Below are 25,004 nucleotides of genomic sequence, written 5' to 3' on the forward strand. Positions count from 1 at the left end.
CCTTGGTCCCGAGGCGGCCCAACCTCCTGGCCTACGACTGGGGCCTGGTCCTCCTGGCCTTGGCCATCCTGGTCCTGGGGCTTTTCAACCTTAGAAGTGCCCTCCCTGATCCCGCCCTCTTCCCCCGGCAGCTTACGGCCCTGGCCCTGGGGCTGGGCCTGGCGGTGGGGGTGCAGTTCCTCTCCCGCAGGCAGGTCTTCGCCCTGGCCTACCCCCTCTATGCCCTTGCCCTGGCCCTTTTGCTGGCGGTTTTGTTCTTCGGGCGGGAGATCAACGGGTCTAAGGCCTGGTTCGTCCTGGGGCCCCTGCAGTTCCAGCCCCTCGAGGTGGCCAAGCTGGCCCTGGTCCTGGCCCTGGCCCGCCTGCTGGAGGGCCGCCCCATCCGGCGGGTGTGGGACTACCCCCTTCCCGCCCTCCTCACCCTCCCCACGGTGGCCCTCCTCCTCCTCCAGCCCGACCTGGGGGGCGCTCTGGTGGTCCTCTTCGGGGCCTTCGCCGTGCTCTTCCTCCGCGGGCTTCCCTGGAGGCACCTCCTCGTGGGGGCCTTGGCCCTGGCCCTCCTGGTGCCCACCGTGGTCTGGCCCAACCTCAAGGCCTACCAGCGGGAAAGGGTCCTCATTGTCCTGGACCCCTACCGGGACCCCCTGGGCCAGGGGTTCCAGGTGATCCAGTCCAGCATCGCCATCGGCTCTGGGGGGCTTTTCGGCAAGGGGTACGGCCAGGGCACCCAGACCCAGCTGGGCTTCGTGCCCTTCCGGCACACGGACTTCGTCTTCGCCGTGTGGGCCGAGGAGTGGGGGTTTGTGGGCGTGGTGTTCCTCTTTGGCCTCTACGCCCTTTTCCTGGTGCGCCTCCTCTCCTTGGCCCTGGAGTGCCCCAGGCTTTCCGACCGGCTCTTCATCGGGGGCGTAGGGGGGATGCTGGCCTTCCAGACCCTGGTGAACCTGGGGGTGGCCCTCGGGGTGATGCCCGTGACCGGCCTCACCCTGCCCCTCTTCTCCTACGGGGGCTCCAGCCTCATGGCCACCCTCCTCTCCTTGGGGTTCGTGCTCCTGTTTCATCGGGACCGGGCCGAGCCCTAGGGGCTTGCAGGGAGGGGCAGGGTTGCTAAACTTACCCCGTGGCCGGGGACGTCTTGGTGCGCCTAGAGGGGGTGCGGAAGCGCTACGGGAGGGTGTTGGCCCTGGACGGGGTGGACCTGGAGATCCGGAGGGGGGAGTTCTTCAGCCTCCTGGGGCCTTCGGGCTGCGGGAAGACCACCCTCCTCAGGCTCCTTGCGGGGTTTGAAACCCCCGATGCGGGCCGCATCGCCATCGGCGGCAAGGACATGGCCGGGGTGCCGCCCTACCAGCGCCCCGTGAACACGGTGTTCCAGAACTACGCCCTCTTTCCCCACATGACCGTGGCGGGGAACATCGCCTTCGGCCTCAGGATGAAGGGCCTTCCCCGGGAGGAGATCCGGAGGAAGGTGGCCTGGGCCCTGGAGCTCGTGGACCTCCTGGGCCTCGAGGGCCGCTACCCAAGGGAGCTCTCCGGAGGGCAGAAGCAGCGGGTGGCCCTGGCCCGGGCTCTGGTCCTGGAGCCCGAGGTCCTCCTCCTGGACGAGCCCCTCTCCGCCTTGGACCTCAAGCTCCGCCAGGAGCTCAGGGTGGAGCTCATGCAGCTCCAGAGGCGGCTTGGCACCACCTTCGTCTTCGTCACCCACGACCAGGAGGAGGCCCTGGTCATGTCCGACCGCATCGCGGTGATGCGCGCGGGGCGGCTGGAGCAGGTGGGCCTTCCCGACGAGGTCTACGAAAGGCCCAGAAACCGCTTCGTGGCCGACTTCCTGGGCCGCTCCAACTTCCTCCCCGCCCGGCCCCACCCCCTGGGGGCGGAGACCCCGGTGGGCTCCTTGCGCCTAAAGGCCCCCCTGGAGCGGGAGGGGCTTTTGGTCATCCGCCCGGAAAAGATCCGCCTCTACCCCCGGAAGGGGGACTTGGCGCGGGAGAACCTGGTCTTGGCCCGGGTGGAGGAGATCGTCTACACGGGGGCGGAGAACCAGTACTACCTCAGGGCAGGGGAGGTGCGCCTTCTGGCCTACACCCTGAACCAGGACCTGCAGGAGCCCGGCTCCGAGGAGTTCGCCTACGGGGAGGAGGTCTTTTGCTACCTTCCCCCGGAAAACCTGGTGGTGATCCATGAATGAGGCGGCCACCCCCGGGCAGCGCCTCCTCCGGGTCCTGGTGACCGTGGGGCCCGCGGGGCTTTGGCTCCTCCTCTTCGTCCTCCTGCCCACCCTTTTGGTCCTCCTGGCCTCCCTCGCCACCCGGGGGCCCTTCGGGGGGCTGGAGGGGCCTTTGGGCTTCCACAACTACCTTCGCCTCCTCGAGGCCCCCTACCTGCGGGCCTTCGCCCAAAGCCTCCTCGTGGGGGCGCTGGCCACCCTCTTCTCCGCCCTTCTCGGCTACCCTTTGGCCTTCTACATCGCCCGCCACCCGAGGCGGGACCTCCTCCTTCTCCTCCTCCTCCTGCCCTTTTTCACCAACTTCCTCATCCGGGTCTACGCCTGGCTGGTGCTGCTGCAGCGGGAGGGGGTGGTGAACGCCTTCCTCCAGACCTTCGGCCTCGGCCCCTTCACCCTCTACCCCTCCTTCCTCGCCGTGGTCCTGGCCACGGTCTACACCTTCTTGCCCTTCTTCGTCCTGCCCGTCTACGCCAGCGTGGAGCGGATAGACTGGCAGCTCCTAGAGGCTGCCTACGACCTGGGGGCGAGACCCTTTAGGGCCTTCTTCCACGCCGTGCTTCCCCAGACCTACCCCGGTCTCTTTGCGGGAAGCGTCCTCGTCTTCATCCCCGCCATGGGCACCTTTGTGGTGGCCGACCTCCTCGGGGCGGGGCGGGTGGTCCTCATCGGCAACCTCATCCAGCAGCAGTTCGGTATCACCCGGGACTGGGCCTTTGGGGCCGCCCTCAGCGTGTTCCTGATGGGCTTTGTCCTCCTCGCCCTCTACCTCTACGCCCGCCTCCAAAGGGAAAGGGGCCTTGAGGACCTGGTATGAGGCGGCTTCTCGCCCTCCACGCCCTCTTGGTCTACGCCTTCCTCTACCTCCCCATCCTGGTCATCGTGGCCCTCTCCTTCAACGAGAGCCGCCGGGGGGTGCGCTTCACCGGCTTCACCTTGGACTGGTACCGGGCCCTCTTCCAGGACCCCAGGGTCTTGGAGTACTTCCTCAACACCCTGGTGGTGGCCTTCACCTCCACCCTGGTGGCCACCGTTTTGGGCACCCTCCTGGCGTTGGGCCTGGTGCGCTACCGCTTCCCTGGCAAGGGCTTTCTCCGCTACCTCCTCTACATCCCGGTGGTGGTGCCCGACGTGGTCCTGGGGATCTCCCTCCTCCTCCTCTTCGCCTTCGCCCGGGAGCTTTTGGGGTTTCCAAGGCTTTCCCTGCTCACGGTGATCCTGGGGCACATCACCTTCCAGGTGGCCTTCGTAACCCTGGTGGTGCGCTCCCGGCTCCTCCTCCTGGACCCGGGCCTCGAGGAGGCCGCCCGGGACCTGGGCGCGAGGGGCCTCCAGACCTTCCTCTACGTGACCTTGCCCCTGGCCTGGCCGGGGGTGGCCGCCGGGGCCCTTCTCGCCCTCACCCTCTCCCTGGACGACTTCGTGGTCACCTTCTTCACCGCCGGGCCCGGGGCCACCACCCTGCCCCTTTACATCTACTCCAGCGTCAAGCTGGGGGTGAGCCCCAAGGTCCACGCCCTCTCCACCCTCGTCGTGGGCCTCACCGCCTTCTTCCTGGCCATGGGGTATGCTCTTAGCCGGAGGCGCCTATGATGGGAAAAGCCCCTCCTCTCCTACTGCTAGGCCTGGCCCTCCTCCTCAGCGCCTGCCCTAGGCAGCAAGGGGTGGAGACCCTCTACTTCCTGAACTGGGCCGACTACATCCCCGAGGAGCTGGTGAGGAAGTTCGAGCGGGAGACCGGGGCCAGGGTGGTCCTGGACACCTTTGAGTCCCCCGAGGCCATGCTGGCCAAGCTCAAGGCGGGGGCGGACCGGGAGTTCTCCTTGGTGGTGGCCCCCGATTACTACGTCCTGCAGATGGCCCGGGAGGGCCTCATCGCCCCCTTGGACCGGGACCGGCTGAGGAACCTGGCCAACCTGGACCCCTTCTTCCAGGACCCCCCCTACGACCCCGGCCTCCAGTACTCCGTCCCCTACCTCTGGGGCACCACGGGCCTGGCCTACCGGGAGGACCTGGTCCAGGGCCCCGTGGACTCCTACGCCGTCCTCTTTGACCCCGAGGCCCAGGTGGGCCCCTTTCTCCTCCTGGACGAGATGCGGGAGACCATCGGGGCCGCCCTCAGGTACCTGGGCTACTCGGTGAACACCACCGACCCCGAGGCCCTGGAAAGGGCCAAGGAGCTCCTCATCGCCGCCAAGGCCCGCTCCGTGGGCTTCGCCGGGGGCGTGGAGGCCCTGAACCGCCTCATGGGCGGGGACGCGGCGGTGACCCTGGCCTACTCCGGCGATGTCTTCCAGGCCCAGGGGGAAGACCCCCGGCTGCGCTACGTCCTCCCCAAGGAGGGGGGCACCCTCTGGACGGACGCTTTGGTGATCCTGGCCCGGGGCCCGGCCCAGGACCTGGCCTACCGCTTCATCGACTTCCTCCTGGAGCCGGAAAACGCCGCCGAGCTCGCCGCCTACACCCGCTACGCCACCCCGGTGGCCCTGGCCCTTCCCCTGCTTCCCGAGGAGATGCGCCAGGACCCCACGATCTTCCCCCCGGAGGAGGTACGGGCCGGGATGGAGTACCTCGAGGACCTGGGGCCAGACATCGCCCTCTACGACCGGGTCTGGACCGAGGTCAAGGCCCGCTAAAGGCGGGGGAGGGGGCGCAGGGCTTATACTTTTCCTATGAACCGCCTCCTCCCCCTCCTCCTCCTCCTGGGCCTCCCCGTCTCTGCCCAGGGTGCGGAGGCCCTCTGGGCCAGGGCCTGCGCCCAGTGCCACGGGGAGAGGGCCCAGGGGCTAAGGCCCTACCCCGGGCTAGGGGAGGCGGCCCCCCTCTTCGCCACCCCGGAGGGGCGGAGGTACCTGGTCCTGGTGGTCCTCTACGGCAAGAAGGGGGCCTCGGGGCTTATGCCCGGCTTCGCCCAGCTCAAGGACGAGGAGCTCGCCGCCCTCCTCAACCACCTCCTGGCCCTCCTCAGGGCCAAGGGGGAGCCCTTTGGGCCCGAAGACATCAGGAAGGAACGGGGCCAGAACCTGGCCCCAGGCCAGATCCGGCGCCCCTAGCCCTCCGGGTCGGCCAGCGCCGCCCCCTCGTCCGCCTGGCCCACCAGATGGGCGTAGCGGGCGAAGAGGCCCCTGGCGAAGGCGGGGGGGCGGGGCCGCCAGCGGGTCTGGCGCCTCTTCAGCTCCTCCTCGGGAAGGAGCACCTCCAGAAGGCGGTTTTCCACGTCTACCCTGACCCGATCCCCCTCCTCTAGGAGGGCGATGGGCCCGCCCACGAAGGCCTCGGGGGCGATGTGGCCGATCATCAGGCCCCGGGTTCCCCCGGAGAAGCGCCCGTCGGTGAGGAGGGCCACCTCGGGGCCCAGGCCCTCGCCCACGAGGGCGCTGGTCACGGAGAGCATCTCCGGCATGCCGGGGGCCCCCCTAGGCCCCACGTAGCGGATGACCACCACGTCCCCGGGGCGGATCTCCTTGGCCAGGACCTTGGCCATGGCCTCCTCCTCAGAGTCGAAGACCCGAGCCGGGCCCTCAAAGGAGGTGCGTTCCGTGCCCGCAAGCTTCAGGACCGCCCCCCTCGGGGCCAGGTTCCCCCAGAGGACCACGAGCCCCCCCTGGGGCTTGAGGGCCTTTTCCACGGGGAAGACCACCCTCTGCTCCTGGGCCTCCCGGTAGACCCGTTCCACCTCCTCCGCCAGGGCGCGCCCGGTGAGGGTCTTCTCCTCGCCATAGAGGAGGTCCGCCTCCAGGAGCCTTTTGAAGACCAGAGCCGTGCCTCCCGCCTCGTAGAGCTCCCAGGCGGTGTGGGTGCCCCAGGGCCTGAGGTCGGCGATGACCGGGGTCTTGCGGGAGACCTGGTCAAAGTCGCTAAGGCTCAGCTCCACCCCCGCCTCCTTGGCCATGGCCAGGAGGTGGAGGACGGCGTTGGTGCTCCCGCCCGTGGCGGCCACGGTGGCGATGGCGTTGAGGAAGCTCCTCCGGGTGAGGAAGTCCTGGGGCTTCCAGCCCTTCTCTATGGCCCAGGCCAGGATGCGGCCCGCCTCCCGGGTGGCCTTGGCCTTTTCCGGGTGGACAGCGGGGATGGCGTTGTAGCCCACGGGGGAGAGGCCCAGGACCTCGAGGACCATGGCCATGGTGTTGGCCGTGTACTGCCCCCCGCAGGCCCCGGGGCCAGGGATGGCCCGCCTCTCAATCTCCAAAAGCTCATCCTCCGTGATCTTCCCCGCCGCCCGCTGGCCCACGGCCTCAAAGACCTCCACGATGGTGAGCTTGCGCTCTCCATAGAGGCCAGGGGCGATGGTCCCCCCGTAGAGGACCATCCCGGGAACCCCGCTCCTTATGACCCCCATGGCCCCCCCGGGGATGGTCTTGTCGCAGGCGGAAAGCACCGCCATCCCGTCGTAGAGGTAGCCCTGGGCGATGAGCTCGATGCTATCGGCGATGACCTCGCGGCTTACGAGGCTCGCCCGCATCCCCGGGGTGCCCATGCTGATCCCGTCGGAGATGGCGGGGGCCCCGAACTCAAAGGGGAAGACCCCGGCCTCCCTAAGCCCCGCCTTCAGGTCTAAGGCGAGTTCCCTCAGGTGGGCGTTGCAGGGCATCCCGTCGGTGAAGGTGTTCACCACGCCCACGAAGGGCCTAGAGAAGTCCTCGTCCCCCACGCCCACCGCCCGGAGCATGGCCCGGGCCGGGGCCTGCTGCAAGCCCTTCTTGATGCGGTCTGATCTCATGCGTCCCTCCACGTGGCGATCCTGCCGTGGAAGGCCCTGGCCCTGGGCAGGAGCCGGACCAGGGCCCTCGCTGCCTCCTCGGGGGTGAGGAGGCGGCCTTCCTCCCGGTAGCCCCGGAAGACCCGGTGGAGGACGGGGGCCCCGCCCCCCTGGGCCTCCCGGGCCGCCCGCTGCATGTCCGTCTCCACCACCCCTGGGCGGTAGACGAAGCAGGTGACCTCGGGGGCCTCCGCCGCCAGTTGCCTTGCCAGGTGCTCCTCCGCCGCCTTGGCCACCCCATAGGCCCCGATGCCGGGGAGGTTGCTCTCCGCCGCCCCCGAGCCCAGGTAGACGGCCAGGCCCTCCCCCTTTTGCAGCAGGTGGGGGTAGGCGAAGCGAGCGAGCTGGTAGCCGGCAAGGAGGTTGGCCTCGAGGACCTCCAGGAAGAGGCTTTCTGCAAGCTCGTAGAGTAGGGGCCCCGGGTGGAGGACCCCGGCGTTGTGGATGTAGCCCAGGAAGTTCCCGAGGGAAAGGGCCCTTTCCACCAGGGCCTCGGCCACCTCCCCTTTCCCGGCGCTTCCCGCCACCGCCTCGGCCCTGACCCCCAAGGAGCGCACCTCCTCCAGCACCGAGAGAAGGGGGGCCTCCCGCCGGGCGTTCAGGACCAGGTCATATCCTGCCCGGGCCAGCTCCAGGGCCAGGGCCCTCCCGATGCCTCGGCTCGCCCCGGTGAGGATCAGGGCCTTGCTCATAGGAGGGCCTCCACCGGGACCTCCACGCCCATGAAGGTGAGGACCTCCCCTGGCCCAAGGGTTTGGACCTTCCCGTAGCCCTCCCCCTCGGGCCTCCGGTGGGCCAGGACCCTCTTCCCTCCCAGGTCCACCACCCAGACCTCGGGAACGCCCGCCTTGGCGTAGAGGGGCACCTTGACCTTGAGGTCGTAGTCCAGGGTGGTCTCGGCCACCTCCACCACCAGGAGGGTGTCTTGGGCTTCCGGCAGGCGCTCCTCGTAGAAGTCGGAGCGGGGCTTTAGCAGGGCCAGGTCAGGGTAGAGCTCGGAGTTGCCCACCACCAGGGGATTTTGGGGGCTAAGGAGGGCTTCTCGCCGATGCAAAAGGGGCGCGAAAAGGGCGAGGAGCCTGTTTACCTTGGCGGCGTGCCGCTTGCCTATTGGGCTCATCTCTACCAGGTCTCCTTCCACCAGCTCCAGCCTCAGGTCCTCGGGGAAGATCCCGGCCTCCACCATGCGGTGGAACTCCTCCAGGGAGATCCTGTGGCGGGTCACGGCAGAACCTCCTTGACCGGCACCCTCAGGCCCAGGACCTCAAGCTCCCCGTCCTCGAGGGCCCTGGCCTCCTGGTAGGCTTCCCCCTTGGGGTTCCGAAAGACGTGCACCCGGTCCCGCACCAGGTCCACCACCCAGGCCTCGGGGACGCCCGCCCGGGCGTAGAGGGGGAGCTTCACCTTTAGGTCGTGGTCCAGGCTGGTCTCGGCCACCTCCACCACCAAGAGGGCGTCTTGGGCTTCCGGCATCCGGTCCCGATAGAAGTCCTCCCGGTAGGCCAGCAGGACCAGGTCGGGCTGGGGCTCGGTGTCAGGGGAGAGGCGCAGGGGGTCTTGGACTTGGAGAAGGGCCCGCCTCTCCAGCTGAAGAGGGAAAAGGGCGTCCATAAGGCGCTTTAGGGCCGCCATCTGCCGCCTGCCTACAGGGCTCAGCTCCACCACCTCCCCCCGGATGAGCTCCACCCGGTCGTCCTCGGAGAGGATCCCCGCCTCGGCCATGCGGTGGAAGTCCTCCACGCTGAAGCGGTGCCGGATCATACCCCCATCCTACAGGTGGCGGAGGACCTCTTCCGTGAAGGCCCCTGTCCCCGCCCTTCCCCCCAGGTCGGGGGGCGGGGCCTCCAGAAGGGCCTTGGCCACGGCGTCTTCCACCTTGCGGGCGAGCTCCGCCAGGCCGAAGGCGTGCTCCAGCATCATGGCGGCGGAGAGGATGGCGGCGGTGGGGTTGGCGACGCCCTGGCCGGCGATGTCCGGGGCCGAGCCGTGCACGGGCTCAAAGACCGGGGTGCCCCGCCCCAAGGAGGCGGAGGGCAGCAGGCCCAAAGAGCCCGGGAGGACGCTCGCCAGGTCCGAGAGGATGTCCCCGAAGAGGTTAGCCGTGACCACCACGTCAAAGCGGGCGGGGTTCTTCACCAGGTGCATGGCCATGGCGTCCACGTACTGGTGCTCCAGGGCCACGTCCGGGTAGGCCCCGTGGACCTCCTCCACGGTCTTCCGCCAGAACTCCCCCACCTCCAGCACGTTGGCCTTGTCCACGCTGGTCACGTGCCGCCTCCGCTTCCTCGCCGCCTCAAAGGCCACCTTGGCCACCCGCTCCACCTCGGGCCTACTGTAGCGCTCCGTGTTCCAGGCCTCGGCCTCCGACATCCCCCTGGGCTCCCCGAAGTAGATCCCCCCGGTGAGCTCCCGCACGATGAGCACGTCCACCCCCCGGGCGGTCTCCTCCTTGAGGGGGGAAAGCCTCTCCAGCCCGGGGAAGACCTTGGCCGGGCGCAGGTTGGCGAAGAGGTCCTGGCTCTTCCTGAGGGCGAGGAGGCCGGTTTCCGGCCGGATTTTCCGAGGGAGGGTATCCCACTTGGGCCCCCCCACGCTTCCCAAAAGCACCGCCTCCGCCCCTTCCACCCCCCTTCGGGTCACCTGGGGGAAGGGCTCTCCATAGGCGTCAATGGCCGCCCCCCCGAAGGGGAAGAGCTCGTAGGCGAGGCCGAGGCTCTCCCCCTTGTCCAGGGCCTTCAGGACCTTAAGGGCGGCCTCCGTCACCTCAGGGCCGATGCCATCCCCGGGGAGGACCGCCACCCTCATCCCGCCCTCCTGGGGTGGGGGAGCCTCTGGTCAAACTGGTCCAAAAGCTCCCCGGCTTCTAGAAGCTCCCCAATGGGGTCCCAAAGCCCCTCGGTGAGGGCCTCCCGGGCCTCCTCCCGGATGGAAAGGGGGGCCACCCGGTCCCCGAAGCGGACCTCCTTGTTCACCAGGTCAATCTCCACCTCCAGGCTTGGGTTTTCCTCCACCGCCTGAAAGAGGGCCGCCAGGTCCCCCGGGGCCAGGCTCGCGCAGGGGAGGCCGATGGCGGTGGCGTTGCCGAAGAAGATCTCGGCGAAGCTCTCCCCGAGGATGGCCCTGAAACCCGCCCGCTTGATGGCCTGGGGGGCGTGCTCGCGGCTACTACCGGAGCCAAAACCCGCCTCCACCAAGAGGATGGTGGCCCCCTGGTACTTGGGGTCGTTCAGGGGGTGGGGCTTGGGGTTACCCCCTTCGTCAAAGCGCTCGTCGTAGAAGAGGTACTGGCCCAGCCCCTCAAAGGTGAGGCGCTTCATGAAGCGGGCGGGGAGGATGCGGTCGGTGTCGATGTCCTCGCCCCTAAGGGGCACGGCGCGGCCCCGGATCACGGTGAAGCTCTCCAGCATGGCTTACCTCCCGATGCCAAAGACTTCCCGGGCGTCGGCGATCTCCCCGGCGATGGCGGCGGCGGCCACCATGAGGGGGCTCATGAGGACGGTGCGCCCCCTGGGGCTTCCCATCCTCCCCTTGTAGTTGCGGTTGGAGCTGCTGGCGCAAAGCTCGTCCCCTTCCAGGCGGTCCGGGTTCATGGCCAGGCACATGGAGCACCCCGGCATCCGCCACTCGAACCCCGCTTCCCGGAAGACCTCGGCGATGCCCTCCTCCTCCGCCTTCATGGCCACCCACTCCGAGCCCGGCACCACCAGGGCCCTTACCCCCTTCTTCACCCTGTGCCCCTTGAGGTGGCGGGCCACCTCCCGGAGGTCGGAGAGCCTAGCGTTGGTGCAGCTCCCGATGAAGGCCACCTGGACGGTCACCCCCTGGATGGGCTGGCCCGGCTTAAAGCCCATGTAGGCCAAGGCCTCCTCGGCCACGGCCCTCTCCTCCTCGGGAAGCTCCTCTAAAAGGGGAATCCGCCCATCTATGGGGATGGCCTGGCCCGGGGTGATCCCCCAGGTGACCGTGGGGGCGATCCCCTCGGCCCGGAAGGTGACCACGTCGTCGTAGGGGGCGTCGGGGTCGGAGCGGAAGGAAAGCCACCTCCTCTTGGCCTCCTCCCACTCGGGCCCTTTGGGGCTATAGGGGCGGCCCTCGAGGTAGGCGAAGGTGGTCTCGTCGGGGTTCACGTAGCCGATCCTGGCCCCGCCCTCAATGGACATGTTGCAAAGGGTCATGCGGCTTTCCATGTCCATGGCCTCTACCGTGCTCCCCCCGTACTCGTAGGCGTAGCCCAGGCCCCCCTTCACCCCCAGGTGGCGGATGATGTGGAGGATCACGTCCTTGGCGTAGACCCCGGGGCCAAGCCTCCCCTCCACGTTGATGCGCCGCACCTTGAGCTTCTTCGCCGCCAGGGTCTGGGTGGCGAGGACGTCCCGCACCTGGCTGGTGCCGATGCCGAAGGCCACCGCCCCGAAGGCCCCGTGGGTGGAGGTGTGGGAGTCCCCGCAGGCGATGGTCATCCCGGGCTGGGTGAGGCCCAGCTGGGGGCCGATGACGTGGACGATGCCCTGGTCCCCGCTCCCCAGGTCAAAGAAGGGGATGCCGTGCTCCCTCGTGTTCTCCCTGAGGGCCTCCAGCATGGCCTGGGCCAGGGGGTCCTGGAAGGGTTCGGTGCGGTCGTGGGTGGGGACGATGTGGTCCACGGTGGCGAAGGTGCGGTGGGGAAAGCGCACCTTGAGGCCCAGGTCCTTGAGCATCCCGAAGGCCTGGGGGCTCGTCACCTCGTGGAGGAGGTGGAGGTCTATGAAGAGCTGGCTCTGCCCATTCCTGAGCTTCCTCACCTCGTGGGCTTCCCAAACCTTGTCGTAAAGCGTCCTTCCCATGCTTCCTCCCTAGGCAAAACCCCCCGGGTTCCTAGGCCCGGGGGGAGTGGGAAAAGGCTTCCCTAAGCCGGGCCCACCCGGCCTAGGGGTAGCAGGATGCCCCGCCGCATCGCCTTATAGGCTAAACCCTTGGGCCCCCCTGGTCAAGCTTGACGAGGGGAGCCCTCCTGCCTAAAATAGCCCTTGCGTCTGCCGGGGTGGCGGAATTGGTAGACGCGCACGATTCAGGGTCGTGTGTCCTTTGGGACGTGCGGGTTCAAGTCCCGCCCCCGGCACCAAAGGCGGAAGCACTCTTCAGGACGGCCCCGGTGCAAACCGGGGTCTTCCCCTTTTCCCCCGGGGAAGGGGTCGGGAAAGGGCAGGGTCGCGTGTGCACCCCCATCCCGATCTTGTTCTTTTAGAGGGTAGAATGAAAGGGTTTCGGAGTGGGCGGGGGCTTGGTTGACGGCGAGGCCTCTTCCCCGTAGCCTGGAAGGTAATGAAGCGCGTCCTCTCCGGCATCCAGCCCTCGGGGGAGATCCACATCGGCAACTACCTGGGGGCCATCCAGCAGTGGGTGGAGATCGGGGAGAAGCTGGGCCGGGACGCCCTTTTCTGCATCGTGGACTACCACGCCCTCACCAACCCCCTGGCCTACGACCCCGCCACGCTGGCCCAGCGCACCTTTGAGGCAGCCCTGGTCAACATGGCGGCGGGGCTGGACCCGGAAAAGGTCACCCTCTTCGCCCAGTCCCACGTGCCCGAACACACCGAGCTCGCCTGGGTCTTCACCACCCTCACCCCCTTGGGGGACCTGACCCGCATGACCCAGTTCAAGGACAAGGCCGCCAAGCAGGAGACGGTCTGGAGCGGACTCCTCATGTACCCCGTCCTTCAGGCGGCGGACATCCTCATCTACAAGGCGGACACTGTCCCCGTGGGGGAGGACCAGGTGCAGCACATTGAGCTCACGCGGGAGATCGCCCGCCGCTTCAACCATCTCTTTGGGGAGACCTTCCCCGAGCCCGAGGCCCTCCTGAACCCCAAGGCCCCCCGGGTGCCGGGGATTGACGGCAAGGCCAAGATGAGCAAGTCCCTGGGGAACACCATCGGCCTCCTGGAGGCGGAGGAGAGCATTTGGGAGAAGATCCGCCACCTCCCCGATGACCCCCAGCGGATCCGCCTCCAAGACCCTGGGGACCCAGGGCGGACCGTGGTCTTCACCTACCTCTCCTACTTCGCCCCGGAGGAGGTGGTGGAGGCCCTGAAGGAGGAGTACCGCCGGGCGGGGGTGGGGACCCTCGCCGTGAAGCGCATCCTCTTTGAGCACCTCATGCGCGCCCTAAGGCCCATCCGGGAGCGGGCTGAGGCCCTGAAGCGGGACCCAGACTACGTGATGGACGCCCTCCTCGAGGGGGCCAAACGGGCCCGCGCCATCGCCCAGGTCACCATGGAGGAGGTGCGGGATCGGGTGGGCCTCCTTCTGCCCAAGAGGCGGCCGGTGCTCCGTTGATCCCAACCGCCTTCCCCGGCTTCTTTGGCCCCCTCGAGGCCTTAAGGTGGAGACGGGGCTCTCCCAGGGGGGTCCCCATCCTCGAGGGCAATGAGGGGACCCTGGCCCAGCTTCCCCCGTTCCTAAGGGAAAGGAGCGAGACTTCTCCCCATGGCTCCCCTTCCTCCTCGGCCTCGGGCTATCTCCCAAGGCGCTCTTTCAGGTGGCAAGGCCCACCCTGGGGCCTAGTCCGCCCCCGCCAGGAACCCCCCTTCGCCCCTCTGGAGCCCGAGGGGTCCACAGGGGAGCCGGAGATGGCCGCCTAGCGCAGAAAGGTGGTGAGGGCCAACGCGGCCGCCAGGGCGGTGAAGTAGAGCATGGCCCTGTTGAGGGCGTTTCCGATTTCTGCTTTGACCTCTTGGCGGATGCCGTTGAACTTTTCCTCCGTGTCGCGGCGGAAGAGCGCCATCTCCTGGCGGAGCCCCTGGAGTTCGGCCCTCACCTCCTGGCGCAGGAGGTCCATGCGGTGTTCCAGGGCGGAGACCGTTCCACGATGCCTTCCAGTTTGTAAAGGCGTTCCTCCGTGTTCATCCGCCCCTAGGATAAGGATAGCAGAGGTGAAGCGCTGCCCCCCAGTTTGGACCACCCCAGGCGAGGGGCAGTGGGGTGTAGCCTGGAGGGGTAGCAGCCATGGGCAAGGGGTCGGCGAAGGAGAAGGCGGGGATCGTCCTTAGGGTTCTTGCCGGCGAGAAGACGGTGGCTGGGGCCTGCCGCGGTTACGGCGCCTCCTCGGGAACTAACAGGAACCCACCCCCGCTGCGGCTACCCCCGGCGGGGGACAAACGGGGGCGCTCCTCGCTCAAGCGCTGGGTGGTGGACCTGAGCCCCGTGCGGCTTGGGAAGGGGGTGGCTCACCTGGCGGTGGGGATGGACCTCTGCACCACAGCAGGGCGTTGCGATGCTGGTCTGCCGCTGGGCGGCTTAAGTACCCCACCGCGGCTTTCGCCGCGGCGGGGGCCCCAAAGAGGCTTCCATGGCCCTGGCTTGGGCCTCTCATGTTGCGAAACCAAAGCGCGGGCACTTAGCCGGCGCGCATGCCGCCGTCGATCAAGTGGATCTGGCCGGTGATATAGCTGCTTTCGTCGCTAGCCAGGAACAACGTCAGGTACGCAACTTCTTCGGGCGTGGCGTAGCGCTTCAGAGGGATGCGCTGCTCGAACTGGCTTTTGACCCCAGCGCTTGCCGCTTCATCGCCGCCTGCTGCCATCGTCTCGATCGAGCGCATCATGCGGGTCTCCACCGGGCCGGGGTTGACGCAGTTGACGCGGATCTTTTGGTCTGCGGTTTCCAGCGCTGCCGTTCGCATTAAGCCGATGACGGCATGTTTGCTGGCGACGTAAGCCGAGAAGCCTGGCGAGCCGATCACGCCGGCGACCGACGAAATGATCACGATGCTGCCACCGCCCCGCTGGGCGATGGCGGGGATGGCGTACTTCAACCCCAGCCACACGCCCTTGACATTGACGGCCAGCACCTTTTCAAAGGTATCCATCGGGTAGCTGACGATCGGCTGTACGGCACCCTCGATGCCGGCATTGGCGACGAAAATATCCAACCCGCCAAAGGCGTCGACGCAGGCTTTGACCGACCCCTCGTTGTCTTCCGCCTTTGTGACATCGGCCACCGCATAGGCTGAGCGATCGGGGCCGATCGCCTCAACAGCCTTCTTCAGCGCATCCTCATCAATATCGGTCATGAAGACGCGCGCGCCTTCCTGGGCGAACAGTTTCGAGATCGCCAGACCGATTCCGCCCGAAGCACCGGTGATAAGTGCGACTTTACCCTGTAAACGTGCCATTGTTTTCCTCCTTGCTAGCTGTCGCCCTTAGGGAAAGCGGCGCATATCAGCGTTGACGGCATCAGCCGTGAAGTCATCCCATGGACGACGCTTTCATTGTACGCACCTGCTGCCATCATCGGCAATACCCTTGAACGGCTTGGTCGTGTCAAGAGTTTTGTGTACCCTCCACGGCTATGCCCCCCTCGCCTTCCCATCCGACCGCAAGGATAGCCCTATTTGGCGGGGCCCGTGGAGCTCGGCCTTCACCCCTTGGCGCAGGGGGTCCACGCGGTGCTCCAGGGCAGAAACCCGCTTGGGCAGCACCGCCATGACCCCTTCCACGGTGCCCTCAAGCTTGTGGAGGCGTTCCTACGTGGTCATCTAAGCCCAGGATATGCAGAGTAGACTGGAACCATGGGCGAAACGGCGAGGCCCCTGGAGCTCCTGGACGCCGAGGCTTACCTGGCCAGGGAAGAGCGGTCCCCCGTGCGCCACGAGCTGGTGGAGGGGGTACCCTACGCCATGGCGGGGGCGAGCGAGGCCCACAACTTGGTTGGGGGCAACCTCTTCTTCCACCTCCGTCCCCATGCCCTGGCCAAAGGGTGCAGGCTTTTTGTTTCCGACATGAAGCTCAAGGTGTCTCCCCGTACCTTCTACTACCCCGATCTCATGGCCGTGTGCGCCGAGGACCCCCATCCCTACTACAAGGAAAGGCCCTGTCTGCTGGTGGAGGTGCTTTCCGAGAGCACCGAGGCCATTGACCGCCGGGAGAAGCTTTGGCGCTACCGGGAGATCCCGAGCCTCGAGGCCTACCTCCTGGTGGACGCCAGGGCCCGCCGGGTGGAGGGGTACTTCCGCCAGGGGGAGGGCTGGCTCTACCGCCTTTGGGAGGAGGAGGGGGAGGTGGAGGTGCCCTGCCTGGGAGCCCGCCTTTCCCTTTTCGCCCTTTACGAAGGGGTGGAGCTGGAGGGGGCTGGAAGCTCCCCCTTCTAGCCCGCCCGTGCCCTGGACTCGGATGGCTTTAGAGGTCTGCGTACACCTCTTGGAGGTCCAAAAACCCCTCTAAGCAGGGGAGGGGCAGGCGGCCCTCCTCCACCTCCTGGTAGACCCAGCCCCCTTCCTCCCGGTAGTAGCCGAAGGCCTGGGGAGCGCGGGAGTCCACCAGCAAGTAGGCCTGAAGGGTGGGCAAGCCCAGGTACTTGCGGAGCTTTTCCCTCCGGTCTGTGCCCTCCGTGGACTCCGAGAGGACCTCTATCACCAAGCAGGGCCTTTCCTTGTAGTACTCCCCCGGGTCCTCTTCGCAGACCACCATGAGGTCGGGGTAGTAGACCGTGGCCGCGTCCACCTTGAGCCGCATGTCGCTTGCGTAGAGGCGGCACCCCTTTTTCCGAACCAGGGGGCCTAGGGCCAGGACCAGGTTTACCACCACCCGGTTGTGCCGGTCGCTGGCCCCGGCCATGGCGTAGGGGAAACCTTCCACCAGCTCGTGCTTCTGCGTGGCCTCCCGCTCCAGGGCCAGGTACTCCTCCAGGGTGAGGGGCCGCACCGCCTTGGCCACGCCCATGCCTAGAGTGTAGCCCAGGCCGAAGGGGGATGGGCGCCCGAAGCCCCCGGGTCCTTGCCCTAGGCGGTTTCTAGGGCACCCCTGCAAGCGTCCCGCATGTGCAGGAGCCGGACGCGATGGGAAAGGCTACGCCGCCTCATGGATAGGGCGGGCCTCCTTCAGGACCTCCTCCCGAAGGTAAGGGCTCAGGCTTCCCGGGGTGTGGAGGTCCACCCTGCGCCCGAAGAGGCGGGTCAGCTCCTCCTGAAGCCTCACAAAGCCCAGGCCTGGGGTGCGCCCGGGGAAGAACTCCACCACGAGGTCCACGTCGCTTTCCTTGTCGGCCTCGCCCCGGGCGAAGGAGCCGAAGAGGAGGAGGCGCCGGACCCCGTACCGACGGCAGACCTCCGCCAGGGCTTGGGAAGGGAAGGGTACCTGCGGGGTCATAGCCTGCTTCATTTTAGCGAAAGGGAGCGTCAGGGGTGCGGCCCCTCTTTCTCCCCAGGGGGGGAGGGGGCTGGAGGCACCGGTCGCCCGCCCCGGCCCCCGGCCCATGGGTTGTTGGCGGGGGCTTGGGTCCTGGTTGATGAACTACCGGGTTGCCCGCAAGGGCAATGATGTCCCGGGCGGGCCTGTAGAGTCTTGGCGCTAGGGCAGGGTGAAGCTCCCGCCCGAGCGGCTTTGCACCTCCACCCGGAAGAACTGCCCCGTCCAGGTGACCTGGCAGGAGGCCACCCCAGGCCCGGGGTCCGGGACGCTGTAGCTTCCCGCCGCGAAGCCGTCCGTGCAGTCCCCGCCCACAGGGGAGGCCCCGGGGTCCTCGGCCACATGGGCCCAGGCGGCCTTCAGGACATTGTGGGCGTGGGCCAGGGCCAGTCGGTCCTCGGCGAGCCTGCGAGCGCTTAAGAGGTTGGCTATCAGAAGCGAAGCGAGGACCCCGATGGCAGCTAAAACCACGACGATTTCTGGAAGGGAAAATCCCTTGTTGAGCATATGGGCCTCGGTGAAAGAAGGGGGCAGGATTACCCTGCCCCCTAGGCGGTTAGTAGCTCAGGTTAGGGGAACGTCTTAGAGAAGTTGCCGGGAGCGGTGACGGTAATCGTGAAGCTATCGGGGCCGGTAGCGTTGTAAGTGCAACCCACACCAGCGGGAGCCTGTCCAACGCTAAAGGAACCGGCCGTGAAGCCATCGGCGCAGTTTGTGTCGTTGATGTCCTGGGCTGAATGCTGAGGACTCTCGGCCAGATAGGCGGCGACCACCTTGTAGACGTTCTGCCCATGGGCCACCGCCGCCTGCTGGGTGGCCGTGCGCCGGGCGTTGAGCAGGTTGGGCACCAGCACCGCCGCCAGGATGCCGATGATGGCGATGACGATCAGGAGCTCAATCAGGGTAAAGCCTTTAGTCCGCATACTTTCTTCTCCTTAGGGTTTTCCGCGCCTTCATCCATTCGCGCGGCCATGAGTGCCTGGAGCCGATTTGCCTACCGAACCTTAACCTTGCGCCTTACTGCCCTAACCGCTTCCCACCTCCTTTCTAGCTCTATCTTTTGGCCCCTTGGGGCCCTTGTCAACCCCCCTTTTGGGGGGGTCATCCTCAGGATGGGGGAGGGGTGTTAAAACCATGTGAAAAGCTACGGGACGTTCCGGGGGTAGACCCGGATGGTATAGGCCTCGTTGGGACCGGGGACGCGCAAGGTGCGCCCCGCTTCCTGGGCTTTGAGCCGGATGTTGAGGGTAATGGAGGTGGGGGAGGCGCCCACCCGGAAAGGGGCCAGGTTGGGGTCGTTGTCCACCAGGTCCAGCACCACGTAGGGCTGGGCGTTGCTGAAGGTGGCGGTGTTGCACCCTAGGTTGCTGAGGCGGTACTCCCTGAGCATGAGGGTGTGGGTGTCGGCCCAGGGGTCGGGGGCCTTGTAGTCCTCCCCGACCCCGGACCGCGGTTCTAGGCGGTAGGCCCTTAGGGCGCATTTTCCCGGGTTTACGGGGTCTGGCACTAGGACGGCTAAGCAGGTGGGGGGAGCGCAGGCTTGCCCGTTTAGGGTGGTGGAGTTGAACACCCGTTGCGCTTCCTGGAGGGTGTCCGCCAGGTAGCCCGCGGCGTCCTTGAGCTCCTCTAGGAGTTGCGCCTGTTTGCGGGCGAGGCGGTTGGCCCCTAAGCTCCCCTGGGTGAAGGCGAGGAGGGCGGCGGTGAAGACGGCCAGCACCGCCAAGGCCACCAGGGTCTCCAGCAGGGAGAATCCCTTTCTCATAGCGGCCACTCCCGGTAGAAGGTGTAGGTCCTGCCCCCGCCCTCGAGGGTGAGCCTCACCGCCACCAGGCGGCAGGGACCCGGGGAGCAGGCCACCGTGCAGGTGTACCCCGAGGAGGGGTCCCCGGCGCAAGGGGCGAAGCTAAGGGGCTGGGTCGGGTCCAGGCGCCCCGCCGCCGCCAGGGCCACGCTGAAGCCAGCGGTCTGGCCCAAGGGGGGAAGGCGGAGCGCGTTATTGTAGGTGCTCTCCCTCCTTGCCCGCTCCAGGTAGTCCTTGGCCACCACCACCGCCCGGGCTTCCAGGCTAGCGCCCCGGTTCACCTGGAAGACCCCGAGGAGCCCCCCGAGAATGGCGGCGCTGAGGAGGCCGAAGACGGCGAGGGCCACCAGAAGCTCCAGCAGGGAAAAGCCCTTTTTCACCGCACCACCACCCTTCCCGTCACACCGATCACGTGCACGTTCCTCATGAGCCCTGGGTAGCGGGCGTGCTTAAGGGTGAACTTCTTCAGGGGTGCGTCCGTGGTGCCGTACGGGGGGTGGAAGGCCACGTCCAGGGGTGGGAAGTTCCTGTGGTTGGTCCCGTCCACGATCGCTTGGGATAGCCTCTGGGTGGGGGCGTTGAGGTTGGCGCACTCGCCCCCCACGGCAAAGCCCTCCCGCCAAACCCGGACGCACCTTGGGCTATTGGTTCGCTTGGCCTCGGTCCGGGCGTACTGGAAGGCCTGGGCCAGGGAGCGGGCGGCCTCGTCCAGCTCCGCCTGGGCCCGAAAGCGGAGGAGGTTGGGGGTTCCGAGGCCGGCGAGGAGGCCCAGGACGGCGAGCACGATCAGGAGCTCCAACAGGGAAAGGCCCCGCCTCATAGGCGCCTCCAGGTGCCGGGTACGGCCACCACCCGGGTTCCCCCGCTGGCCACCCTAAGCCCTTGGAGCACCTGGGGATCGTAGACGATCTTGCCGCCCCCTTGGCCCGTGCCGGCGATCTGGGTCCAGCACTCGTTGCCGGTGCAGCTCTGCAAGTCCGCCACGCCCTCCACCACCACGGCCCCGGTTAGGACCGCGTTGCCCTGCTGGTCGTAATCCCCCGCCACGTAGATGAGCCCCCGGGGATGGCGGTGGGAGGGGGCCCCCTCCACTCCACGGCCACCCGTCCCGTGGCCAGGTCCACCTCGCGGAGGGTGCCCTCGAGGCCGTTCACTCTAATGGTCTGCCCTGGGATTAGGCCGCGGGCGTCGTTGAGGAACAGGGTGTCCGGGGGGCCATAGGACTTCACGCCAAACTGCACCAGGTGGACCTGGGCCCCCGGAAGGACGAGGTCCGTGGGGCCTGGGGTGAAGAGGGGGCTGAGGGTGAGGGTGTTCCCATCCTTGCCCTCCACCCGGTAGGTCTTCGGAGCGCCTCCGGTGGGGATCTGCACGTAGCTACCGAGGGGGATCAGGGTGGCGTCCTGAACGCCTAGGGTGAAGCTCCCGCTTGGGGGCACGAGGAGGTTCAAGAACAGGCTAGTTGTGGTGACCTCGAGGAGCCCCGTGGCGCTCCCGAAGTCCTGGCCGATGACCTGGGCGTCCCCTCTGACCTCTATGCGGGGCCTCGAGGTGAGGGCAGCGGGGATGGCCCCTGTGAACCCGCAACTCACGGAAAAGGTCCGTTCTACTCGGGCCCTCGTCCCCCCAGACTGGGCCACCGCCTGAACCCTGACCGTTCCCCCGCCTGGGGGTACGGCCGTTTGCCCATCGGGGTACCTGTAGCTGGCCTCCAAGCCAGGGCCTAGGGTGTAATCCGTCGGCAGGTCTCTCCCGCACCGGACCAGGAGGGGAAGGGCCTCGAGGGCGCTTTCCGCCAGGGTAAAGGCCTGGTACGTGGCCCGCTCGGAGGCCCCGCCCCTTAGGGCGCCCAAGGCCATGTAGCCGGTGGCCGCAAGAAGGCTCGTGAAGACCACCATCAGGACCACCAGGGTAATAGGGGTTGCAATACCCTTCCTCATACCCTTCATGATGGGGGCCCAGGCCCCGGCGTGCATCCCCCAAAAGGGGGATACAACACCACCCCCTGCTGGCCTGGGCCAGCACGGGGGCCCCGGCAGAAGGTGCCCAAGGGTATGATGGGCCTATGCAGGAGGTCTACATCGTTTCCGCGGCCAGGACCCCCATCGGCCGGTTCGGGGGGGTCCTGAAGGACGTGAGCCCCGTGGAGCTTGGGGCCCACGCCATGCGGGCGGCCCTGGAGCGGGCCGGGGTGGAGGGGAAGGACCTGGACCTCTACGTCTTCGGCAACGTCCTAAGGGCGGGGCACGGGCAGCTTTTGCCCAGGCAGGCGGCCCTTAGGGCGGGCATCCCCAAGGAGGTGGACGGGTACGGGGTGGACATGGTCTGCGCCTCGGGGATGATGGCCCTCATCAACGCCGACCAGTTCATCAGGACGGGGGAGGCCCACCTGGTCCTGGCCGGGGGGATGGAGTCCATGAGCCAGGCGGGCTTCTACCTCTCCCACCGGGCCCGGTGGGGGTACAAGTTCCTCATGGGGGCCCCGGAGGGGCTACAGGACATCCTCCTCCGGGACGGGCTTTCCGACCCCTTCACGGGGGAGGCCATGGGGGAGCAGGCGGAAAGGCTGGCCCAGGACTACGGGGTGGGGCGGGAGGAGGTGGACGAGGCCGCCTACCTCTCCCACCGGCGGGCCTGGGAGGCCACGGAGGGGGGCCTCTTCGCCTTTGAGATCGCTCCCCTCGAGGTCCCGGGGAAGAAGGGCCCGGTGGTGGTGGAGAAGGACGAGGGCATCCGCCCCGAGACCACCCTCGAGTCCCTGGCCGCCCTGAGGCCCGCCTTCCGGAAGGACGGCATCCTCACCGCGGGCAACGCCAGCCAGATCTCCGACGGGGCGGCGGCCCTTCTCCTGGCCTCGGGGGAGGCGGTGCGGGCCCACGGGCTTAAGCCCATCGCCAAGGTATTGGGCGGGGCCTGGGCCGCCGGGGAGCCCTGGCGCTTCCCCGAGGCCCCCATCCCCGCGGTGAGGCGGCTTCTGGAGAGGTTGGGCATGAGGATCTCGGACTTCGGCCTCTTTGAGAACAACGAGGCCTTCGCCCTGAACAACATCCTCTTCAGCCGCCTCCTCTCCGTCCCCTACGAGCGCCTCAACGTCTTCGGGGGGGCGGTGGCCCTGGGCCACCCCATCGGGGCGAGCGGGGCCAGGATCGTGGTGACCCTCCTGAACGCCCTCCGGGTGAGGGGGGAGGAAAGGGGCCTCGCCGCCATCTGCCACGGGACCGGGGGGTCCACGGCGTTGGCGGTGGAGCGGGTGTAGGGTGTGGTGGACCTCATCGTGGCGGACCCTGAGGTGATGGGAGGGAAGCCTGTAGTGGCGGGGACCCGGATCACCGTGGAGGAGATCCTCCGCCGCCTCGCCGCTGGGGAGAGCCCAGAGGCCCTCCTGGAAGCCCTCCCCCGGCTGACCCCGGAGGGCCTGCGCACCGCTTTGCTCTACGCGGCCGAGGTCCTCGGGGCAGAGAGGGTCTACCCCTACCCGGACCAAGCCGCGTGAAGCGCCTCGCCGGCGAGGGGGTGGATGCTCCGTGGTCCTTCGGTTACAGGAGGAACGGTTTATACCACCCCATGCTGGCTTGGGCCAGCATGGGGTATTACTTCCCTAGAGGACCCCGTCCAGCTCAAAGGCCTCGAGGCGGAACTCCTCCAGGGCCACGCGGAAGGCCCCATTTTGCGCCAGGAAGCGGGCCGCTGCCCACAGGGTTTCCTCCACCCACTTTGGGTCGTTCCCCAGGAGGCTCAGGCCCACCACCTCGTACCCCCAGGCGTCCAGGCCGTGGAGCCTGGCGGCGGACACGGGGAAGCGGGCCTTCACCCTCTCCAGGGCAGGCTTGATGAGGGCCCGCTTCTCCTTGAGGCTCCGGGCCCCGGTTTCCAGCCTGGCGGTGTAGAGGCCGAGGTACACCTTCATGGGAGGTCCCTCCTAGTTTGCTTCGGTAGGCGCCCCGCTGACAAGGGCGGAGCGCCTTTGGGCTAAGTACCCCACCGCGGCTTTCGCCGCGGCGGGGGCCCCAAAAAGGCCTTGCCAGAGCTCCCACCTGGACATCCCATGTTGCGAAACCAACGTACGGGCCCTTAGCCTAAGGGTATGGGCCTCGAGGAGGTGCGGGCCATTTTGGAAGCCCACCGGGGGGAGCTTAAGGCTCTTGGCGTTCGGGAGGTCTATGTGTTTGGCTCCATCGCCCGGGGCGAGGCCAGCCCGGAGAGCGACGTGGACCTCATCGTGGTGCTGGAGCGCCCTCTGGGATTCGCCTTCTTTGAACTGAAGGAGCGCCTGGAAGCCTGGCTTGGCCGATCTGTGGACCTCACAACCCCTGATGGCCTGCGGGAGGACCTCAGGGAAAGCGCTTTGCGGGGCGCCGTTCGTGCGGCCTAGGGCATAAAGGAGCGCTTAGGGGACATGCTGGCGGCCATCGCCAACATCCAGGCCTTTGTTCAGGGCCTGGACCAGGAGAGTTTTGTAAAGGACACCAAGACCCTCCGAGCGGTGACCTACGAGTTTGTGGTCATAGGCGAAGCGGTGGCCCGTCTCCCCGAGGAGTTTTTGGAGGCTTACCCACAGCTGCCTTGGAGGGCCATAAAGGCCCTTCGGAACTACGCCGTGCACGAGTACGTTCGCCTGAGTCCACAGGTCCTTTGGCAGATCGTCAGCGAGGAGCTTGAGCCTCTTAAGCGGGAGCTGGAGCGCATCCTGAAAGACCTCTAAAACATGGGCCCGATGCGGAAGTGGATCCTCCCCGTGGGGCTTTCCGGGCTGAAGGCGTAGTCCAGGCGCAGGGAGGGGAGGAGGGCCCCGAAGAGGTCCAGGTCCAGCTGGAGGCCGATCCCCACCCCCCACTTGAGCCTCCGGTGTTGTCGGCAACGCCTAGGTCGGTGAAGAGGATGCCGTAGAGGTTGGTCCCCCCTGGGGGGAGAGGGCGAAGTCGTAGCGGTACTCGAGGCTCCCCGTGGCGAAGGAAAGCCCCCCGTACTTGCGGTCCTCGTACCCCCTTAGGAGGAAGGCCTCGGCCCCGCCCCCGGAGAGGAAGAAGCGCTCGCTTTCCGGGGGGGAGCCCAGGAGGGTGCCCGCGGAGAGGCGGAGGGCCAGGGCCTGGCGCCGGGCCTCGTCCAGGGGGAAGTAGGTCTTGCCCGTGACCACCACCGGCACGAAGAGGCTCCTTCCCCCCGTGTCCGGAAGGGAAAGGCCCAGGCCGGTGGAGAGGCCCGCTTCGTACCCCTGGGTGCGGAAGCGGGGGTCGTCCACGTCCACGTAGGCCAGGCCCGTGTCCAGCCTCAGGGTCCAGCCGGGGGTGGGGAGGAGGGACTGGGCCAGGGCGGGTTCCTGTAGCCGGTGCCGTCGCAGTACCTGGGGTTTGCGGGGTCGGTGACGGCGGGGTCGCAGGGGGCCCTTGGATCAAAAACCTCCAGGGCGTAGGCCGAGCGCCGGGCGGAAAGGCCCAAGGAGAGCCTCAGGTTCTCCAGCTCCCTAGAGAAGGGGCGGGTGAGGTTGAAGCCGCCCCCCGTGCGCCTTTCCGTGTACTCCCAGCCGGTGTCCGCCGTGCCGTCCAGGAGCTTGTTGTTGCCGATGGGGGTGGAGAAGAGGCTAAAGGAGAGGCCGGTGCGCACGTCCTTGAGGTCCAGGAAGTCCACGTAGAGCCAAGGGATGCTGTAGCTGGCGGAAAGGGAGAGGTTGTCCCGGGCGTCGTTCTGGATGAAGGCCAGGTCCACGCCCACCTGGTGGGCCAGGCCGAAGAGGTTGGCCTCCCTGAAGGCCACGCTCCCCGACCAGCCTCCCAGGGAGCTCCAGCCAATGGCGGGCTGGAAGAGGCCGGTCCGGGCCTCCCTTAGCCCCAGGACTACCACCACCTCCTCGGGCCTCTCCGACGGGGCCAGGGAGACCCGGGGGGCTCGGCGAGGAGGCCCGTGGCCAGGAGGCGGGCGATGCCCCGCCTCAGTTCGGGGAGGCTGAAGAGGCTTCCCGGCCTGGGGAGCTCCCGGAGGATGACCTCGTCCTGGGTGCGGCGCTCTCCCTGCCACTCCAGGCGGTAGCCCGCCACCTTGAGCTCCACCACCTCCAGCCGG

At 67.6% G+C, this 25,004-nt stretch carries 32 protein-coding genes, 1 tRNA gene and 1 pseudogene; 13 read left to right on the top strand and 21 right to left on the bottom strand.

Going from position 1 to position 25,004, the window contains the following annotated elements:
* Nucleotides 1-2 precede the first annotated feature (2 nt).
* From rodA to ATI37_RS11370, 6 genes are read left to right on the top strand one after another with little or no spacing between them, the layout of a single operon-like run.
* Complete coding sequence (gene rodA / locus ATI37_RS11345; protein WP_117238442.1) at nt 3-1,082, top strand: rod shape-determining protein RodA; 1,080 nt, start codon at nt 3-5, stop codon at nt 1,080-1,082.
* 38 nt (nt 1,083-1,120) lie between these two features.
* Nucleotides 1,121-2,188, top strand: coding sequence for an ABC transporter ATP-binding protein (locus tag ATI37_RS11350; protein WP_117238443.1), 1,068 nt, complete (start codon nt 1,121-1,123; stop codon nt 2,186-2,188).
* Nucleotides 2,181-3,041, top strand: coding sequence for an ABC transporter permease (locus tag ATI37_RS11355; RefSeq protein WP_117238444.1), 861 nt, complete (start codon nt 2,181-2,183; stop codon nt 3,039-3,041). The genes ATI37_RS11350 and ATI37_RS11355 overlap by 8 nt, the downstream gene beginning before the upstream one ends.
* Nucleotides 3,038-3,817, top strand: a complete 780-nt coding sequence (locus tag ATI37_RS11360; RefSeq protein WP_117238445.1) for an ABC transporter permease — start codon at nt 3,038-3,040, stop codon at nt 3,815-3,817. The genes ATI37_RS11355 and ATI37_RS11360 overlap by 4 nt, the downstream gene beginning before the upstream one ends.
* Nucleotides 3,814-4,860, top strand: a complete 1,047-nt coding sequence (locus ATI37_RS11365) for a polyamine ABC transporter substrate-binding protein (protein ID WP_117238446.1) — start codon at nt 3,814-3,816, stop codon at nt 4,858-4,860. The genes ATI37_RS11360 and ATI37_RS11365 overlap by 4 nt, the downstream gene beginning before the upstream one ends.
* Nucleotides 4,861-4,896: 36 nt before the next feature.
* Nucleotides 4,897-5,277: a c-type cytochrome gene (locus tag ATI37_RS11370; protein WP_117238447.1), complete on the top strand. Its 381-nt coding sequence runs from the start codon at nt 4,897-4,899 to the stop codon at nt 5,275-5,277.
* On the opposite strand, the gene ilvD is transcribed toward ATI37_RS11370, so the two are convergent.
* The 7 genes from ilvD to leuC are packed head-to-tail and all read right to left on the bottom strand — an operon-like array spanning nt 5,274 to nt 11,806.
* The gene (gene ilvD, locus ATI37_RS11375) at nt 5,274-6,944 is read right to left on the bottom strand and encodes a dihydroxy-acid dehydratase (protein ID WP_117238448.1); all 1,671 of its coding nucleotides are present in this window, start codon (nt 6,942-6,944) and stop codon (nt 5,274-5,276) included. The genes ATI37_RS11370 and ilvD overlap by 4 nt on opposite strands.
* Complete coding sequence (locus tag ATI37_RS11380) at nt 6,941-7,675, bottom strand: SDR family NAD(P)-dependent oxidoreductase (protein ID WP_117238449.1); 735 nt, start codon at nt 7,673-7,675, stop codon at nt 6,941-6,943. The genes ilvD and ATI37_RS11380 overlap by 4 nt, the downstream gene beginning before the upstream one ends.
* A complete protein-coding gene (locus ATI37_RS11385; protein WP_117238450.1) occupies nt 7,672-8,208 on the bottom strand; it encodes a Uma2 family endonuclease in 537 nt (178 codons plus the stop codon). Before ATI37_RS11385 ends, ATI37_RS11380 begins: the two co-directional genes overlap by 4 nt.
* A complete protein-coding gene (locus ATI37_RS11390; protein WP_117238451.1) occupies nt 8,205-8,744 on the bottom strand; it encodes a Uma2 family endonuclease in 540 nt (179 codons plus the stop codon). Before ATI37_RS11390 ends, ATI37_RS11385 begins: the two co-directional genes overlap by 4 nt.
* 9 nt (nt 8,745-8,753) lie before the next feature.
* Nucleotides 8,754-9,788 (bottom strand): 3-isopropylmalate dehydrogenase, encoded by a 1,035-nt coding sequence (gene leuB / locus ATI37_RS11395; protein ID WP_117238452.1) that lies wholly within the window; start codon nt 9,786-9,788, stop codon nt 8,754-8,756.
* Nucleotides 9,785-10,390, bottom strand: coding sequence for a 3-isopropylmalate dehydratase small subunit (gene leuD / locus ATI37_RS11400; protein WP_117238453.1), 606 nt, complete (start codon nt 10,388-10,390; stop codon nt 9,785-9,787). Before leuD ends, leuB begins: the two co-directional genes overlap by 4 nt.
* A gap of 3 nt (nt 10,391-10,393) precedes the next feature.
* Nucleotides 10,394-11,806 (bottom strand): 3-isopropylmalate dehydratase large subunit, encoded by a 1,413-nt coding sequence (gene leuC, locus ATI37_RS11405; RefSeq protein ID WP_117238454.1) that lies wholly within the window; start codon nt 11,804-11,806, stop codon nt 10,394-10,396.
* 191 nt (nt 11,807-11,997) lie between these two features.
* Here leuC and ATI37_RS11410 point away from each other — a divergent pair.
* A tRNA-Leu gene (locus ATI37_RS11410) sits at nt 11,998-12,084 on the top strand.
* 200 nt (nt 12,085-12,284) lie between these two features.
* Nucleotides 12,285-13,298: a tryptophan--tRNA ligase gene (trpS, locus tag ATI37_RS11415; RefSeq protein ID WP_117236673.1), complete on the top strand. Its 1,014-nt coding sequence runs from the start codon at nt 12,285-12,287 to the stop codon at nt 13,296-13,298.
* Between the two features lie 301 nt (nt 13,299-13,599).
* Here trpS and ATI37_RS11425 read toward each other — a convergent pair whose 3' ends face one another.
* From ATI37_RS11425 to ATI37_RS11435, 3 genes are all read right to left on the bottom strand, one after another.
* Nucleotides 13,600-13,800 (bottom strand): hypothetical protein, encoded by a 201-nt coding sequence (locus ATI37_RS11425; protein WP_408646632.1) that lies wholly within the window; start codon nt 13,798-13,800, stop codon nt 13,600-13,602.
* 558 nt (nt 13,801-14,358) lie between these two features.
* Nucleotides 14,359-15,135, bottom strand: a complete 777-nt coding sequence (locus ATI37_RS11430; protein ID WP_117236674.1) for an SDR family NAD(P)-dependent oxidoreductase — start codon at nt 15,133-15,135, stop codon at nt 14,359-14,361.
* 174 nt (nt 15,136-15,309) lie between these two features.
* Complete coding sequence (locus tag ATI37_RS11435; RefSeq protein ID WP_408646633.1) at nt 15,310-15,459, bottom strand: hypothetical protein; 150 nt, start codon at nt 15,457-15,459, stop codon at nt 15,310-15,312.
* A 72-nt stretch (nt 15,460-15,531) separates the two neighbouring features.
* Between ATI37_RS11435 and ATI37_RS11440 the strand changes: the two genes are divergently transcribed.
* The gene (locus ATI37_RS11440) at nt 15,532-16,110 is read left to right on the top strand and encodes a Uma2 family endonuclease (RefSeq protein ID WP_117238455.1); all 579 of its coding nucleotides are present in this window, start codon (nt 15,532-15,534) and stop codon (nt 16,108-16,110) included.
* Between the two features lie 28 nt (nt 16,111-16,138).
* Here the strand turns inward: ATI37_RS11440 and ATI37_RS11445 are convergent, their stop codons facing one another.
* The 9 genes from ATI37_RS11445 to ATI37_RS11485 form a co-directional block, all read right to left on the bottom strand.
* Entirely contained in the window at nt 16,139-16,681 is a 543-nt protein-coding gene (locus ATI37_RS11445) for a Uma2 family endonuclease (protein WP_117236675.1), read from the bottom strand.
* Nucleotides 16,682-16,807: 126 nt separating this feature from the next.
* The gene (locus ATI37_RS11455) at nt 16,808-17,107 is read right to left on the bottom strand and encodes a nucleotidyltransferase family protein (protein WP_117236676.1); all 300 of its coding nucleotides are present in this window, start codon (nt 17,105-17,107) and stop codon (nt 16,808-16,810) included.
* 201 nt (nt 17,108-17,308) lie between these two features.
* A complete protein-coding gene (locus ATI37_RS11460; RefSeq protein ID WP_117236677.1) occupies nt 17,309-17,653 on the bottom strand; it encodes a type II secretion system protein in 345 nt (114 codons plus the stop codon).
* A 62-nt stretch (nt 17,654-17,715) separates the two neighbouring features.
* Nucleotides 17,716-18,069, bottom strand: a complete 354-nt coding sequence (locus ATI37_RS12540) for a type II secretion system protein (protein WP_117236678.1) — start codon at nt 18,067-18,069, stop codon at nt 17,716-17,718.
* Nucleotides 18,070-18,290: 221 nt separating this feature from the next.
* On the bottom strand, nt 18,291-18,908 hold the full coding sequence (locus tag ATI37_RS11470; RefSeq protein WP_117236679.1) for a PulJ/GspJ family protein: 618 nt from the start codon (nt 18,906-18,908) through the stop codon (nt 18,291-18,293).
* Nucleotides 18,905-19,327 (bottom strand): prepilin-type N-terminal cleavage/methylation domain-containing protein, encoded by a 423-nt coding sequence (locus tag ATI37_RS11475; RefSeq protein WP_117236680.1) that lies wholly within the window; start codon nt 19,325-19,327, stop codon nt 18,905-18,907. Before ATI37_RS11475 ends, ATI37_RS11470 begins: the two co-directional genes overlap by 4 nt.
* Nucleotides 19,324-19,767: a GspH/FimT family protein gene (locus ATI37_RS11480; protein ID WP_117236681.1), complete on the bottom strand. Its 444-nt coding sequence runs from the start codon at nt 19,765-19,767 to the stop codon at nt 19,324-19,326. The genes ATI37_RS11475 and ATI37_RS11480 overlap by 4 nt, the downstream gene beginning before the upstream one ends.
* Complete coding sequence (locus tag ATI37_RS12295; RefSeq protein ID WP_232822505.1) at nt 19,764-19,931, bottom strand: hypothetical protein; 168 nt, start codon at nt 19,929-19,931, stop codon at nt 19,764-19,766. The genes ATI37_RS11480 and ATI37_RS12295 overlap by 4 nt, the downstream gene beginning before the upstream one ends.
* 23 nt (nt 19,932-19,954) lie before the next feature.
* The gene (locus ATI37_RS11485) at nt 19,955-20,887 is read right to left on the bottom strand and encodes a pilus assembly PilX N-terminal domain-containing protein (RefSeq protein WP_232822506.1); all 933 of its coding nucleotides are present in this window, start codon (nt 20,885-20,887) and stop codon (nt 19,955-19,957) included.
* Between the two features lie 125 nt (nt 20,888-21,012).
* Between ATI37_RS11485 and ATI37_RS11490 the strand changes: the two genes are divergently transcribed.
* Nucleotides 21,013-22,203 (top strand): thiolase family protein, encoded by a 1,191-nt coding sequence (locus ATI37_RS11490; RefSeq protein ID WP_117236682.1) that lies wholly within the window; start codon nt 21,013-21,015, stop codon nt 22,201-22,203.
* 3 nt (nt 22,204-22,206) lie between these two features.
* Entirely contained in the window at nt 22,207-22,440 is a 234-nt protein-coding gene (locus ATI37_RS11495; protein WP_117236683.1) for a DUF433 domain-containing protein, read from the top strand.
* Between the two features lie 105 nt (nt 22,441-22,545).
* Here the strand turns inward: ATI37_RS11495 and ATI37_RS11500 are convergent, their stop codons facing one another.
* On the bottom strand, nt 22,546-22,854 hold the full coding sequence (locus ATI37_RS11500) for a DUF503 domain-containing protein (RefSeq protein WP_117236684.1): 309 nt from the start codon (nt 22,852-22,854) through the stop codon (nt 22,546-22,548).
* 177 nt (nt 22,855-23,031) lie between these two features.
* Here ATI37_RS11500 and ATI37_RS11505 point away from each other — a divergent pair, with 177 nt between their 5' ends.
* Nucleotides 23,032-23,319: a nucleotidyltransferase family protein gene (locus ATI37_RS11505; RefSeq protein ID WP_117236685.1), complete on the top strand. Its 288-nt coding sequence runs from the start codon at nt 23,032-23,034 to the stop codon at nt 23,317-23,319.
* Between the two features lie 24 nt (nt 23,320-23,343).
* Nucleotides 23,344-23,649, top strand: a complete 306-nt coding sequence (locus tag ATI37_RS11510; RefSeq protein WP_117238456.1) for a HepT-like ribonuclease domain-containing protein — start codon at nt 23,344-23,346, stop codon at nt 23,647-23,649.
* Here ATI37_RS11510 and ATI37_RS11515 read toward each other — a convergent pair.
* A pseudogene (locus tag ATI37_RS11515) lies at nt 23,646-25,004 on the bottom strand (BamA/OMP85 family outer membrane protein); the annotation flags it as partial. The gene ATI37_RS11510 and the pseudogene ATI37_RS11515 overlap by 4 nt on opposite strands.

It is taken from the genome of Thermus sediminis (assembly GCF_003426945.1).
Classification (GTDB): domain Bacteria; phylum Deinococcota; class Deinococci; order Deinococcales; family Thermaceae; genus Thermus; species Thermus sediminis.

Excerpts from the sequence above, each read along its gene's own strand:
- ATI37_RS11485 (WP_232822506.1), bottom strand. The coding sequence starts at position 20,887 with ATGAGGAAGGGTATTGCAACCCCTATTACCCTGGTGGTCCTGATGGTG.
- ATI37_RS11510 (WP_117238456.1), top strand. The coding sequence starts at position 23,344 with ATGCTGGCGGCCATCGCCAACATCCAGGCCTTTGTTCAGGGCCTGGAC.
- ATI37_RS11445 (WP_117236675.1), bottom strand. The coding sequence starts at position 16,681 with ATGGGCGTGGCCAAGGCGGTGCGGCCCCTCACCCTGGAGGAGTACCTG.
- ATI37_RS11505 (WP_117236685.1), top strand. The coding sequence starts at position 23,032 with ATGGGCCTCGAGGAGGTGCGGGCCATTTTGGAAGCCCACCGGGGGGAG.
- ATI37_RS11380 (WP_117238449.1), bottom strand. The coding sequence starts at position 7,675 with ATGAGCAAGGCCCTGATCCTCACCGGGGCGAGCCGAGGCATCGGGAGG.
- trpS (WP_117236673.1), top strand. The coding sequence starts at position 12,285 with ATGAAGCGCGTCCTCTCCGGCATCCAGCCCTCGGGGGAGATCCACATC.
- ATI37_RS12540 (WP_117236678.1), bottom strand. The coding sequence starts at position 18,069 with ATGCGGACTAAAGGCTTTACCCTGATTGAGCTCCTGATCGTCATCGCC.
- leuD (WP_117238453.1), bottom strand. The coding sequence starts at position 10,390 with ATGCTGGAGAGCTTCACCGTGATCCGGGGCCGCGCCGTGCCCCTTAGG.
- leuC (WP_117238454.1), bottom strand. The coding sequence starts at position 11,806 with ATGGGAAGGACGCTTTACGACAAGGTTTGGGAAGCCCACGAGGTGAGG.
- ATI37_RS11455 (WP_117236676.1), bottom strand. The coding sequence starts at position 17,107 with ATGACCCCGCAGGTACCCTTCCCTTCCCAAGCCCTGGCGGAGGTCTGC.
- ilvD (WP_117238448.1), bottom strand. The coding sequence starts at position 6,944 with ATGAGATCAGACCGCATCAAGAAGGGCTTGCAGCAGGCCCCGGCCCGG.
- ATI37_RS11470 (WP_117236679.1), bottom strand. The coding sequence starts at position 18,908 with ATGAGAAAGGGATTCTCCCTGCTGGAGACCCTGGTGGCCTTGGCGGTG.
- ATI37_RS11480 (WP_117236681.1), bottom strand. The coding sequence starts at position 19,767 with ATGAGGCGGGGCCTTTCCCTGTTGGAGCTCCTGATCGTGCTCGCCGTC.
- ATI37_RS11460 (WP_117236677.1), bottom strand. The coding sequence starts at position 17,653 with ATGCTCAACAAGGGATTTTCCCTTCCAGAAATCGTCGTGGTTTTAGCT.
- ATI37_RS11440 (WP_117238455.1), top strand. The coding sequence starts at position 15,532 with ATGGGCGAAACGGCGAGGCCCCTGGAGCTCCTGGACGCCGAGGCTTAC.
- ATI37_RS11500 (WP_117236684.1), bottom strand. The coding sequence starts at position 22,854 with ATGAAGGTGTACCTCGGCCTCTACACCGCCAGGCTGGAAACCGGGGCC.
- ATI37_RS11490 (WP_117236682.1), top strand. The coding sequence starts at position 21,013 with ATGCAGGAGGTCTACATCGTTTCCGCGGCCAGGACCCCCATCGGCCGG.
- ATI37_RS11430 (WP_117236674.1), bottom strand. The coding sequence starts at position 15,135 with ATGGCACGTTTACAGGGTAAAGTCGCACTTATCACCGGTGCTTCGGGC.
- ATI37_RS11370 (WP_117238447.1), top strand. The coding sequence starts at position 4,897 with ATGAACCGCCTCCTCCCCCTCCTCCTCCTCCTGGGCCTCCCCGTCTCT.
- ATI37_RS11360 (WP_117238445.1), top strand. The coding sequence starts at position 3,038 with ATGAGGCGGCTTCTCGCCCTCCACGCCCTCTTGGTCTACGCCTTCCTC.
- ATI37_RS11425 (WP_408646632.1), bottom strand. The coding sequence starts at position 13,800 with ATGGACCTCCTGCGCCAGGAGGTGAGGGCCGAACTCCAGGGGCTCCGC.
- leuB (WP_117238452.1), bottom strand. The coding sequence starts at position 9,788 with ATGAGGGTGGCGGTCCTCCCCGGGGATGGCATCGGCCCTGAGGTGACG.
- ATI37_RS11365 (WP_117238446.1), top strand. The coding sequence starts at position 3,814 with ATGATGGGAAAAGCCCCTCCTCTCCTACTGCTAGGCCTGGCCCTCCTC.
- ATI37_RS11390 (WP_117238451.1), bottom strand. The coding sequence starts at position 8,744 with ATGATCCGGCACCGCTTCAGCGTGGAGGACTTCCACCGCATGGCCGAG.
- ATI37_RS11355 (WP_117238444.1), top strand. The coding sequence starts at position 2,181 with ATGAATGAGGCGGCCACCCCCGGGCAGCGCCTCCTCCGGGTCCTGGTG.